At 54.8% G+C, this 11,858-nt stretch carries 13 protein-coding genes; 9 read left to right on the top strand and 4 right to left on the bottom strand.

From position 1 onward, the window contains the following. Nucleotides 1-72: 72 nt before the first annotated feature. Nucleotides 73-1,593, bottom strand: a complete 1,521-nt coding sequence (locus BB497_00885) for a leucyl aminopeptidase (GenBank protein AVI61359.1) — start codon at nucleotides 1,591-1,593, stop codon at nucleotides 73-75. Between the two features lie 175 nt (nucleotides 1,594-1,768). Between BB497_00885 and BB497_00880 the strand changes: the two genes are divergently transcribed. The 5 genes from BB497_00880 to BB497_00860 all read left to right on the top strand — a co-directional run bounded on the left by BB497_00880 (nucleotide 1,769) and on the right by BB497_00860 (nucleotide 5,420). Beyond that, on the top strand, nucleotides 1,769-2,806 hold the full coding sequence (locus BB497_00880; protein AVI64218.1) for an LPS export ABC transporter permease LptF: 1,038 nt from the start codon (nucleotides 1,769-1,771) through the stop codon (nucleotides 2,804-2,806). Then, nucleotides 2,807-3,871 carry an LPS export ABC transporter permease LptG gene (locus BB497_00875; protein ID AVI61358.1) on the top strand — a complete coding sequence of 355 codons (1,065 nt, stop codon included), beginning with the start codon at nucleotides 2,807-2,809 and terminating at the stop codon, nucleotides 3,869-3,871. Between the two features lie 23 nt (nucleotides 3,872-3,894). Next, on the top strand, nucleotides 3,895-4,368 hold the full coding sequence (locus BB497_00870) for an RDD protein (protein AVI61357.1): 474 nt from the start codon (nucleotides 3,895-3,897) through the stop codon (nucleotides 4,366-4,368). A 158-nt stretch (nucleotides 4,369-4,526) separates the two neighbouring features. Further along, a complete protein-coding gene (locus BB497_00865) occupies nucleotides 4,527-4,733 on the top strand; it encodes a (2Fe-2S)-binding protein (GenBank protein AVI61356.1) in 207 nt (68 codons plus the stop codon). A gap of 201 nt (nucleotides 4,734-4,934) precedes the next feature. Beyond that, nucleotides 4,935-5,420, top strand: coding sequence for a bacterioferritin (locus BB497_00860; GenBank protein ID AVI61355.1), 486 nt, complete (start codon nucleotides 4,935-4,937; stop codon nucleotides 5,418-5,420). An 80-nt stretch (nucleotides 5,421-5,500) separates the two neighbouring features. On the opposite strand, the gene BB497_00855 is transcribed toward BB497_00860, so the two are convergent. Then, the gene (locus BB497_00855) at nucleotides 5,501-6,052 is read right to left on the bottom strand and encodes a superoxide dismutase (GenBank protein AVI61354.1); all 552 of its coding nucleotides are present in this window, start codon (nucleotides 6,050-6,052) and stop codon (nucleotides 5,501-5,503) included. 205 nt (nucleotides 6,053-6,257) lie between these two features. Here BB497_00855 and BB497_00850 point away from each other — a divergent pair, with 205 nt between their 5' ends. From BB497_00850 to BB497_00835, 4 genes are read left to right on the top strand one after another with little or no spacing between them, the layout of a single operon-like run. Further along, nucleotides 6,258-7,031, top strand: coding sequence for a pseudouridylate synthase (locus BB497_00850; protein ID AVI61353.1), 774 nt, complete (start codon nucleotides 6,258-6,260; stop codon nucleotides 7,029-7,031). A 14-nt stretch (nucleotides 7,032-7,045) separates the two neighbouring features. Next, on the top strand, nucleotides 7,046-7,906 hold the full coding sequence (locus BB497_00845; protein ID AVI61352.1) for a tRNA cyclic N6-threonylcarbamoyladenosine(37) synthase TcdA: 861 nt from the start codon (nucleotides 7,046-7,048) through the stop codon (nucleotides 7,904-7,906). After that, the gene (locus BB497_00840) at nucleotides 7,903-8,121 is read left to right on the top strand and encodes a hypothetical protein (GenBank protein ID AVI61351.1); all 219 of its coding nucleotides are present in this window, start codon (nucleotides 7,903-7,905) and stop codon (nucleotides 8,119-8,121) included. Before BB497_00845 ends, BB497_00840 begins: the two co-directional genes overlap by 4 nt. A 28-nt stretch (nucleotides 8,122-8,149) precedes the next feature. After that, nucleotides 8,150-10,168: a recombinase RecQ gene (locus tag BB497_00835; GenBank protein AVI61350.1), complete on the top strand. Its 2,019-nt coding sequence runs from the start codon at nucleotides 8,150-8,152 to the stop codon at nucleotides 10,166-10,168. A 27-nt stretch (nucleotides 10,169-10,195) separates the two neighbouring features. Here BB497_00835 and BB497_00830 read toward each other — a convergent pair whose 3' ends face one another. Both BB497_00830 and BB497_00825 read right to left on the bottom strand, forming a co-directional pair. Then, nucleotides 10,196-11,422 carry a 4-hydroxytetrahydrobiopterin dehydratase gene (locus BB497_00830; protein ID AVI61349.1) on the bottom strand — a complete coding sequence of 409 codons (1,227 nt, stop codon included), beginning with the start codon at nucleotides 11,420-11,422 and terminating at the stop codon, nucleotides 10,196-10,198. Nucleotides 11,423-11,535: 113 nt separating this feature from the next. Then, nucleotides 11,536-11,811: a TIGR03643 family protein gene (locus BB497_00825; protein ID AVI61348.1), complete on the bottom strand. Its 276-nt coding sequence runs from the start codon at nucleotides 11,809-11,811 to the stop codon at nucleotides 11,536-11,538. Between the last annotated feature and the right edge of the window lie 47 nt (nucleotides 11,812-11,858).

Genomic DNA, 11,858 nt, shown 5'->3' with positions numbered 1-11,858 from the left:
CACGCATGCTAATGCCCATAGATGTAACGTTTACGTCAACGAATGGCAACCGTTGATCGCCTGATTGTGATGTTAGTCGTCGCTATTCTCTACTTGGGCGTCGGCTTCACGATCAAGCAGGTACTGGGTTAGTAACCCGACCGGGCGACCGGTGGCGCCTTTTTGCTTGCCAGAGTGCCAAGCAGTACCCGCGATATCCAGGTGCGCCCAGGGGAAGTGATCGGCAAAGCGCGATAGGAAGCAGGCGGCGGTAATGGTGCCTGCCGGGCGTCCACCGATGTTGGCCAGATCGGCGAAGTTGGAATCCAGCTGCTCCTGGTACTCGTCCCATAGCGGCAGGTGCCAGGCACGATCCCAAGCAGCTTCGCCTGCGTCTAATAGGTCAAGCGCCAGGTCATCGTCGTTGGAGAGCAGGCCGGTGGCATGATGACCCAGGCCAATAATCACAGCGCCGGTTAGGGTGGCAATATCAATCACACTGGCGGGGGTAAAACGCTCCGCGTAGGTGAGGGCATCGCAAAGCACCAAGCGACCTTCGGCGTCGGTGTTAAGCACTTCCACCGTTAACCCTTTCAGCGTTTTGATAATGTCACCGGGTTTAGTGGCGGCACCGTCGGGCATGTTTTCGGCCGCAGCAACAATGAAGACCACGTTCAGCTTGGGCTGAATGGCCAGCACCGCTTTTACCGTACCAAACACGCTGGCCGCGCCACCCATGTCGAATTTCATTTCGTCCATGCCTTCGCCGGGCTTCAGCGAAATACCGCCGGTATCGAAGGTGATACCTTTACCTACCAGTACATGGGGGGCTTCTTCCGGGTTTTCTGCGCCCTGGTACTTCATGACGATCAGCCGCGAAGGTTCCTGGCTGCCGCGACCGACGGAAAGTAGTGAGTGCGCGCCAAGGGCTTCCAGCGCCTCCTCATCTAATATATCCACCTCAAGCGCACCTTGGGAGACGCGGCCCAGCTGCTCGGCCTGCTCAGCCAAATAGCGTGGTGTGCAGACATTGCCCGGTAGGTTGCCCAGGGTGCGAGTGAAGTTAATGCCCTGACCGATCGCGATACCCAGCGCAGCACCTTGCTTAGCCATGGGCGCGGCATCGGCGTCGCTGATAATGAGGTTTAATTTTGCCAGGCTTGGGGCTTTCTGGGGTGACGACTTGAACTGATCAAAACGATAAATTGCTCGCTCCGCCGCTTCAAAGGTTTTGCGTGCTTTCCAGGTTGTGTCACGATCTTCCAGCGGAACATCGGTAAATGCGATGCAGGCTTCATCTATAGGTAGCTTGACTAGCGCCGCCAGTGCCGCGTCGAGGGCTTTGATAAATGCCGTTTCTTGGCATTTCTCGCGCTTACCCAGTCCTACCAACAGCAAACGTTCGGCGCCCAAGCCCGGTGCGAAGGGAATGAGTTGCACATTGCCAAGGGCTGCATCGAAGTCGCCGCGCTCTAACAGCTGGCCAATCAGACGCTCACTGGCATCGTCCAATTTGGCGACAGCGGGCAATAAATCGCTACCTTTAAAGACTGGGAGAACGAGGCAAGCCGTTTCGGCTTTGGCTGGGTTCGCGGTCTGAACGGAAAATTCCATGACGTCTCCAACAAGACAAGCATCGAGTGATTCGGGATAATGCCCCGTTACTAGGGTTTTATAACAGTTGGATTAGTGTACCCAAGCCATGGGCGCATTGCATGGCAACCTGCACCTTTAGCCGGAGAGTGCGTTGATTTTATTTCGGTACTTAACTCGTGAAGTATTACTGACCATGTCTGCTGTGGCCGGTATTCTTCTATTAGTCATTATGGGCAGTCGCTTCATCCGTTATTTTGCGGATGCTGCCGAGGGCGATATTCCCGTCACCATTCTGGGCAGTTTGATGTTTTTTCACCTGCCGGGGTTCATGGAACTGATTCTGCCGCTGTCATTTTTTCTGGGCATCCTGTTGGCCTATGGACAGCTCTACATGAACAGCGAAATTACTGTGATGGTGGCCTGCGGCATGAGCCCCGCACGGCTTTTACGGGTAACGCTGCTGCCAGCCTCCGTGGTGGCTGTGTTGGTCGGGGTGTGCAGCCTGTGGTTGACGCCCGCCGGCGCATTACTGACCGAGGCTACCCTGGAAGAGCAGCGTAGCCGATTGGATGTTTCGATATTAGCACCGGGCCGCTTTCAGGACTTTGGTGGGGGGCGTACAGCCTATATTAGAGATTTCAGTAGTGATGGTAGGCAAATGCAGGATGTGCTGGTTCATGAACAAGCGCAGCCCAATGCAGAAAGTACCCATAGCTACGTGACACGGGCTGGGGCAGGCTATCAGGAAACTAACCTCGCCACCGGCAGCCGCTTTTTAGTACTGGAAGAAGGGGAGCGCTATGGGGTGACGCCAGGGCGGCAAGAGGCCGAGCGTTTAACCTTTGAGCGCTATACGCTGCGCTTGGGGTTAAGCCGCAGTCGCCAGGAGCTGGATTCACTCGAGTATGCGACTACCTTTGAGCTATGGAGTGACCCCGACCCGCGCGCTCAGGCACAGTTTCAGTGGCGATTAGGCCTGCCGTTCATGGTGTTTATCTTGGCGCTGCTGGCGCAGCCGCTCTCTCGCGTTAATCCTCGGCAAGGGCGCTTTGCAAAGCTACTGCCTGCGGTGTTTCTTTATGTCGCCTATTTGAGCCTACTACTGGCCGCCGTGGATGCTATTGGCAGCGGCTCATTGTCAGCGACCATCGGCGTGTGGCCAGTGCACGCGCTATTCTTGGGCCTTGGTTGTCTACTGCTATGGCGTTCACAACGTAAGGGGATGCGTTAAATGGTGTTCGATCGCTTGGATCGTTATATCGCTCGCAATGTCCTGGCCGCCATTATTGTGGTGCAGACTGTGCTGCTGGGGCTAGATATCACCATTGCTTACATCGGGGACTTAAGCGATACCCAGGGTGACTACACCGCTTTCGACGTGCTGCTTTATTTAGGTATGCGTTTGCCCTGGCGGTTTTACCAATACGCCCCTGTGGCGGTGCTGATTGGCGCACTGATAGGCCTGGGTAGCATGGCGTCAAGCAATGAGCTGACGGTGATGCGGGCAGCAGGGCGCTCTCTCGCGCGTATTGTGTGGGGAGTAATGAAACCGGTTTTGCTGGTGGTCGTGGTGGTTCTGTTGGTTGCCGAATTTGTCACGCCCCGCACCGAGCAGTTTGCCGAGGCGTGGCGTTTAGAGCAGCGTCAGGGTGAAGGGGCAATGCTCACCAGCCGTAGCGGGTGGCAATTTGAAGGCGATAGTGTGTATCGCTTTGGTGCAATCCGCGCGGATAATGTGGTGCTGGACTTAACCCGCTACCGCTTTGACGAGCGCCGCCTTATCGAAGCCACGCATGCCCAGCGTGCCCATTGGGAAGGTGGGGAGTGGCAGTTAGAAAACATCACCACCACACGTATTTTTGACGACCGTACAGAATCGGCGTTCCAGGCGCAGGCTATTTGGGAGACGGCATTCACACCGACCCAGCTAGAGCGACTTTTACGTAACATTCAAAGCCAGGCACCCAGTGAACTGTGGGCTTATGCAAATTTCTTGGAAAGCCAGGGCCTACAGGCTGACCAGCCGCTACTCTACTTCTGGCAAAAAATACTGATGCCGCTCACCATGGGCTCTTTGGTGTTGATTGCTGCTTCCTTTGTTTTTGGCCCGCTGCGAACGGTGGCTGCAGGTACCCGAGTATTCTATGGGGTAGTGACTGGGTTGATCTTTAAATATGTGCAAGACCTGTTAGCGCCCGCATCGACGATTTTTGGTTTCTCACCGGTTTGGGCGGTATTGGTGCCCACGCTTGCCTGCGCAATCGTGGGCGTCTATTTTCTGCGCCGAAACGGCTAATCCTTAGTTAAGAAGAGATTGACATGGTTCAACGACGTTTAACGCAGCTTGATAGTACATGGCCTGCCGCTCTACCGCGGCGCTTGGGAGCGATGATTTACGATGGTTTTTTAGTCGCGGCTATCTGGATCAGTATTACAGTGGCTCATGTGGCATTTTTCCGCTTTGTACTTGGCCAAAATGCCGACCAAATCGGCGTGGGTGCTTTAGAAGTGTGGAGCTTAAGAGCGCTACTCGTGCTGTCTGCGATGGCATTTTTTACCTTTTCATGGACGCGTGGCGGTATGACGCTAGGCATGCAAACGTGGCGCTTACGCGTACAAACGGTAGATGGCTATACGATTACGCCGATGCAAAGCGTGATTCGCTGCTTAACCGGCTGGCTATCGTTGGCTGCTTTTGGGCTAGGTTATTGGTGGGTCTTGTTTGATCGGCAGCGTAGAAGTTGGCCAGATATCGCCTCTAATACGCAAACGGTTGTGTTGCCGAAAAAATAATGGCAGCTCCTGTTTGGCTAAAAATGTTGCTGTGCCAAGGCGTTACCTTATCGTTCATTTTTATTAAGACGAATAGATACCAAAAAGCATCCATTTCTACTTGAAAAGATGTATGCGAATCATTTACATTCATCTCATGACTTTTATGAGGTGTTGCCATGTACGTATGTGTGTGCAAGGGAGTTACCGACCATCAAATTCGCCAGCAAGTTAGCGACGGAGCGCGCAGCTGGAGAGAAGTGCGCGAAGCCACAGGTTGCGCTACCCAGTGCGGCAAATGCGCTTGCTACGCAAAATCCCTGACCCGTGAAGCGGTACAAACAGCTCGTTATGAAGCTGATATGGGCCTTGCCTATGCTGTGTGACGCGAATCACTATTGTTGGGGTTATCGTTAGCAAGTGTATGATTTATTTTAGTTTTTAACCATCTTCGCTATACTCCCATTCATATTGGGAGTAAATCATTGCATGACCTATACTCCTAGATTAACGTTTAAGACAGTACTTAAAGCGCTGTTTTTTTAAGTATTGGATTTTAAGAACTATACGCTAAGAAAGGTGACGTCATGAAAGGTGATCCTAAGGTCATTCAGCATCTCAATATCGCTCTCGGCAACGAGCTGGTAGCCATTAATCAGTATTTTTTGCATGCCAAAATGTACAAAGACTGGGGCTTTAAAGAGCTTGCCAAGTGGGAGTATGACGAGTCTATTGAAGAGATGCAGCACGCAGATAAACTTATCGAGCGTATTTTGTTCCTTGAAGGTATTCCTAATCTTCAGGATCTAGGCAAGCTGCATATTGGTGAAAACGTTAAAGAAATGCTCGAAAGCGATCTGAAAATTGAGCACGACGGTCGCAAGGACTATATTGAAGCGATTACCTATTGTGAAAGCGTCAAAGATTACGTGACACGTGACCTGTTGCGCGACCTGCTTGCTGATGAAGAAGGTCATATCGACCATATTGAAACGCAGCTTGGTTTAATCGATAAAGTGGGTCTTCAAAACTACCTGCAAAAGCACATGCAGTTGGCTACAGACGAAGAGTAAGTTACGCGCTTTTCAGTAAAACGGGCAGCCTAATGGCTGCCCGTTTTGCATTTCTACGGCGTTTAATGGGGTTCTGCCTTTTAAGACTCAATAACGCCGCAGGCCATGCGTGCACCGCCACCGCCAAGATGTGGCTCATCATCGTAGGTATCGCCGCCTTCATGAATGATCAGGCTACGGCCCGACACGTCGTCCATGCTTAAGCGTGGTGCCAAGACGGGTAGGTTAGCTTCGCCATCGTCGTTAACGGTGAGTACTGGTAGATCGCCAAGATGCCCGTCACCATAGGGGCCCTGGTGAGTGTCCGACTCTTCGGGGTCATAGTGTCCACCCGCCGATAGGGCAGCCGTGGTTTCGCCCGCGTCATTTTCAGCCGGTTCGCAGCTGGCGTTTTGGTGTAAGTGGAAACCATACACCCCAGGTTCAAGGTCGTTTAGTGACGGGGTCAGCAGTAAACCGTGCTCGGTATGCTCAATGGTAACGGTGCCAATGGAGTCTTCAATACCGTCGGTGCTGACTTTGTTCATCTCCACCTCAAGCTTCTCACCAGCATTTGCCGCTGACGCGGCGAGCAGTAATGAGGCAGCAAAGGCGGTAAGCGATGTTGAAGAGCGTATAGTCGAATAGCGCATAAAAACTTCTCCTTCCTAATCCATGGAAACGCGACGTTAGCGTTGCTTATTTAAGGTAGCTGCCAGCGAACAACTCTGCCAGCCAACCGATTGATGACATCTCACGGCCTAGCCGCGACAATAGCGTCCTGTTTAGATGGTTAGCGACTGCTTATTAGCTGCTTTTTCATTAGCCATTATTTATTAGCAATTGCCGGGGAGCGTTATGACGCCACTCAACATCCTCTATCAGGATGAGTATCTCGTTGCAGTGCATAAGCCGTCAGGGCTGTTAGTGCATCGCTCGGCACTGGCGCGTGGCGAAACAGAATTTCTACTCCAGCGTTTGCGAGATCAGCTTGGCAAACGGGTCTATCCCGTTCATCGGTTAGATCGGCCAACATCGGGCGTTATTGTATTTGCGCTCTCTTCAACGGTGGCTAGCCTGCTCAGTGAGGCGTTTAGTGAGCGCCAAGTGGAAAAGCGCTATTTGGCAGTAGTGCGCGGCAAAGCGCCGGAGAGCGAGCGTTTGGATTACCCCCTGCGGGAAGAGGACGGCACGCGACCTAAAGCCGAAATGCCTGCCATGCCGGCGATGACCGATATACGCCGCCTGGATAGTGTCGAACTACCTGTGCAGGTTGACCGCTACCAAGTTGCGCGCTACTCGCTGGTAGAGGCACGGCCACTGACTGGCCGCCGCCATCAAATTCGTCGCCACCTTTCGCGGCGAGGCTACCCGATTATTGGCGATGCCAAGCACGGTAAAAGTGTTCACAACCGCTTTTTCGCCGAACAGCTGGGGGCGCCACGTTTACTGCTGGCGGCTACCTACTTGGCCTTTGACCATCCGCTGCTCGATAAGCGCGTACAATTAAGCTGCGCCCTGGATGACACCATGACCGCGCTGTTTAATCACCTTGGCTGGGCGGGGCATTTGCCGCTGGATAGTATTCGCACGCCGCCACAGAAAACGCCTTCAGCCCTCCAAGCACTATGAGTGAGTCTATTCCTATGCCCGCAGTTGAACCTTCCAACGAGCCAATGCCAGTCTCGGGGGATTACGACTTTCGCTTTGGCGGGATTCGCCGCCTTTACGGCCAGCGTGCTGCCAGCGCATTTCGTCATGCCCATGTGGCGGTGGTTGGGGTGGGTGGGGTGGGTAGCTGGACGGTGGAGGCCCTGGCGCGTTCGGGCATTGGCAAGCTGACGCTGATCGACCTGGACGATGTGTGTGTTTCCAACGTTAACCGGCAGCTCCATGCGCTGGATGGCACCATTGGTCAGCCTAAGGTTGATGTGCTAGCTGAGCGCTGTCGTTTGATTGCGCCGGAAATCGAGATCGTGGCGGATACTGCCTTCGTGACCCCCACCAACCTGGCTGAACGGATTCCCGACGATGTCGATCATGTGGTGGATGCCATCGACAGCGTGATTGCCAAGGCTGCGCTGATCGCTTGGTGCAAACGGCGCAAAATTCCGATTACCGTGACCGGCGCGGCGGGCGGGCAAACCGACCCCACGCGTATTCAGGTGGCGGACTTGACCCGCACCGAGCACGACCCGCTGCTATCCAAAGTGCGCTCGCGGCTGCGCCGGGACTACGGCTTCTCCCGCAATCCCAAGCGGCGCTTCTCGGTGGAGTGTGTCTACTCCGACGAGCAGTTGATCTATCCCGGCGCAGACGGTGAAGTGTGTCTGCAGAAGCCTGGCAGCGGCGATGCCACACGCTTGGACTGCGCCTCAGGTTTTGGCGCCGCCACCTTTTTAACCGGCACCTTTGGCTTTGTCGCCGCGTCAAAGGTGCTAGAGCGCCTCGCCAAAAAAGCCAATCAGCCAGCCGCTGCAAATACCACTGACAAGGAAAGCGAATGACCACGCCCGTTCCCGGTATATACCGCCACTACAAAGGCAATTTGTACGAAGTGATGGGCACCGCCCAGCACAGCGAAAGCGAAGAGCCGCTGGTGGTCTATCGTGCGCTCTACGGCAACTACGGCCTCTGGGTGCGCCCGCTGACAATGTTTACCGAAAGCGTCACCAAAGAGGGCCGCACACAGCCGCGCTTTGCGTTGGAGAAGGCGTTTTAAGCCTCTGCTTTCTTCATAAGGATCTGTTATGTGCTCTACATCACCCCAGCAAACGCTGAAAGGCGTATTCGGTTTCGACGGCTTTCGCGGCGGCCAGCAGGCGGTGGTGTCCAGGGTGCTGGAAGGGCACTCTACGGCGGCGATTTTCGCCACCGGCGCGGGTAAATCATTGTGCTACCAGCTTCCAGCGCTGCACCTGCCGCATTTAACCCTGGTAGTGTCGCCGCTATTGGCGCTAATGCAGGATCAGCTCGTGTTTCTAACCCGCCACGGTGTGGCGGCGGCCAGCATCGACTCCACCCAAGACCGAGACACCACCCGCGATGTGATGGAGCGCGCTAAAAGCGGCGAGCTGAAAATCCTGATGATCTCGGTGGAGCGGCTTAAAAACGAGCGCTTTCGCCATTTTTTGCGCCAAGTACAGATATCGCTACTGGTAGTCGATGAAGCCCACTGCCTCTCCGAGTGGGGGCATAACTTTCGTCCCGACTATTTGAAGCTGCCGGACTACCAGCGTGATTTTGCCATTCCCCAGGTGCTACTGCTCACCGCCACCGCAACGCCCACGGTGATTGCCGATATGGGCGAGAAGTTTGCTATCGCGCCGGATAACGTCATCACCACCGGTTTTTACCGTCCCAATCTTGAACTGCTGGTGGCACCGGCCATGGAGGATCGTCAGCAGAAGCTGATCAACTGGCTGAAACCGCAGATGCAGCCAGGCTTTGAGGCGCCGACGATTATCTATGTCACCCTGCAGCAAACCGCCGAGCAGGTGGCGAAGGCATTGGCGGCTCAGGGAATTGCCGCCCAGGCCTACCACGCAGGGCTAGATTCAGGCCGCCGCGATGAGATCCAGCGCCAATTTATGGGCGGCGAGTCGCCCTGCATCGTGGCGACTATCGCCTTCGGGATGGGCATCGATAAGGGCGATATTCGCAACGTGGTGCACTATGACCTGCCCAAATCCATCGAGAACTACAGCCAGGAGATTGGCCGAGCGGGGCGCGACGGCCAGCCTTCCACCTGTCTGACCATGGCTGGTCGTGATGGCCTGCGGGTGCTGGAGAACTTCGTTTATGGCGACACCCCTGAATACGCGGGTATCTACCGTCTGCTGGAAGAGATTGCTGCTGCAGGCAGCGCTTCAGATCAGCAGTGGGAAGTGCTGCTGACTACGCTTTCCCGGGATACCAATATTCGCCTGCTGCCGCTAAAAACACTGCTGGTGAGGCTGGAGATGCACGGCATTATTGCCCCGCGCTTTGCGTTTCTCGCCGAATATCGGCTGCGCTATCATCTTGAGCCTAATGAGTTGGTGGGCCGTTTTGAAGGCGAGCGTGCTGCTTTTGTACGCCTTGTTGTCGATAACATTCCGATTGCCCGCACTTGGGGCACGGTGGATTTTGAGCGCCTACACCAGGCGGGGCAGGCGCAGCAGATTGATGCTTCGCGGGCTCGTGTGATCACCGCGTTAGAGTATTTTCAGGATAAAGGCTGGCTAACACTGGAAGGCAAGCGGATGACTGATGTTTATGAGGTGTGTCAGCCCGGTTTTGCCATTGAGACGCTGGCGAACCAGCTGTATGACGACTGCCTCAGTCGTGAACGTATTGAAATTGACCGGCTGCAGTCGATGCTGGCGCTGTTTGAGTCTGAGAGCTGTCTGACGCGTCGACTGGCCGAGCACTTTGGTGATGCCACCTTTAATGCGCCAGCCCACACCGAACAGGGGCGCTGCGGGCACTGTTCAGTGTGTTATGGTCGCCCCGTGCGGCTGCCCGATGCACCGCCGCAGCCCGTATTAAGCGACTTGGATTTTCAGCGCTACGCCATGCCGCTGATTGAGCGTCATATCGAACAGTTCGGCCAGCCGCCCAATGCCCAGCGGCTGGCGCATTTTCTGTGCGGCTTAACCATGCCGATTTTCACCCCGCTCAAAGCCCGTACTCTTAACGGCTTCGCGGTCTTTGAACGGCGCGCCTACCCCGAGGTGCGCGAGTGGGCGCAGGGTTATATGGCGAATGTAGGTCACGGCAACGATTAGGATGCAGGCTTGGGTAGGCGCGGTACGTCATTCCCAAGCAGGGAACGGGTCGGGTAGCGTCTCCCATGCTTCCTTGCCCTCTAATAACTCGCTTTCGCTTAGCAGGCAGTTATCCAGCGCTTCGCGCATTTTGGCTTGATCCAGATTCTGGCCGATAAACACCAGTTCCTGGCGCATATCGCCAAACGGTTCCTGCCACTTTTCCATAATAAACTGGCGGTATTCGGGGTCGTCGGGCCAGCTGTCTTCAGGGATAGCTTTCCAGAACACACCGGCAGGGCCGTGATGAGCAATGCCGCCCGCTTGGCTCCATTGGCCTGCATAGCGTGGCCGTGTGGCAAGCCAGAAGAAGCCTTTCGAGCGTAGCAAGCCTTTACCAAACCACTCTTGATTTAACAGGTCGTGGAATTTTTGCGGATGAAAGGGGCGGCGGGCGTGATAGGCAAAGCTGCCAATGCCATACTCTTCGGTTTCGGGCACATGCTCGCCGCGCATCTCTTTTAGCCAGCCGGGTGCCTGCTGAGCGCGCTCAAAGTTGAACTTGCCAGTATCCAGCACTTTGTTTAGCGGCACGCCACCTCGGGTGATTGGCACCAGCTCCGCATCGGGGTTAAGCGAGCGCAAAATCGCTTTCAGTGCCTCCAGCTCTTTTTCACTGATTAGGTCGGTTTTACTGATCAGCAGAACATCACAAAACTCAATTTGGTCGACCAGCAGGTCGGCAACGTTGCGCTCGTCGTCTTCGCCTAAGCTTTCGCCTGCTTCTTCCAGAGTTTGCGCTTCACGGTACTGCTCAAGGAAGTTGGCACCGTCCACCACGGTGACCAGTGTATCTAGCCGCGCAACCTGGGAAAGGCTCTGGCCGCTTTCGTCCTCAAAAGTGAAGGTTTCCGCCACGGGCAGCGGCTCGGAAATACCGGTGGACTCAATCACCAAGTAATCGAACTTACCTTCTCGTGCCAGTTGGCTGACTTCTTCCAGCAAGTCCTCACGCAGGGTGCAGCAGATGCAGCCGTTGCTCATCTCTACCAAGCGCTCCTCCGAGCGGTTTAGTGCCACGTCCCCATCCAATGTCGACTCGCCAGGGCCGCCGCGCACCAGTGCGCCGTCGATATTCACCTCACTCATATCGTTAACGATTACCGCCACCCGGCGACCTTCGCGGTTGGCCAGAATATGATTGAGCACGGTGGTTTTACCGGCACCTAAAAAGCCCGAAAGTACGGTGACGGGCAGGGGAGAGAAAGCAGTCATTGCGAGTACACCTCAAAACGGTCTTATGTTATGAGATAATATAACAATAAAGAGGCGTCTTAAGAAAGTTCTGTTTTGATGACCGCTGTATAAGGCTGTGCTGGCTGGCGTCATTAGCGCTTATATTGTGTGGGGCAGTAGCCCCGCAATACATCGGGTGAGCGCAACGCGGTATGTTTGGTGGCACGGCCGGTGACGCGTTTACGCCATAGCCGAAATGAAGCAGGTTTCAGCTGGTGGCGCATCACTTCAATTACATCCGGTTCGCCCAGCCCAAACAGCCCTTCGATGGCTTCAAACGGTGTGCGGTCTTCCCAGGCCATCTCAATGACGCGGGATTGCTCTTCTTCAGGTAAGCGACGAAAGCGTTTCACAGCAGCTTTAGGCATAGAGCACCTTGAGTATTGGCTGATAGGCGACGCGTATAAATAGCGAA

Origin of the sequence: Halomonas sp. GFAJ-1 (genome assembly GCA_002966495.1) — a bacterium.
In the GTDB taxonomy this organism is placed as follows: domain Bacteria; phylum Pseudomonadota; class Gammaproteobacteria; order Pseudomonadales; family Halomonadaceae; genus Vreelandella.
The sequence above is the reverse complement of the archived record's forward strand: the minus strand, read 5'-3'. Positions and strand labels throughout refer to the sequence as shown.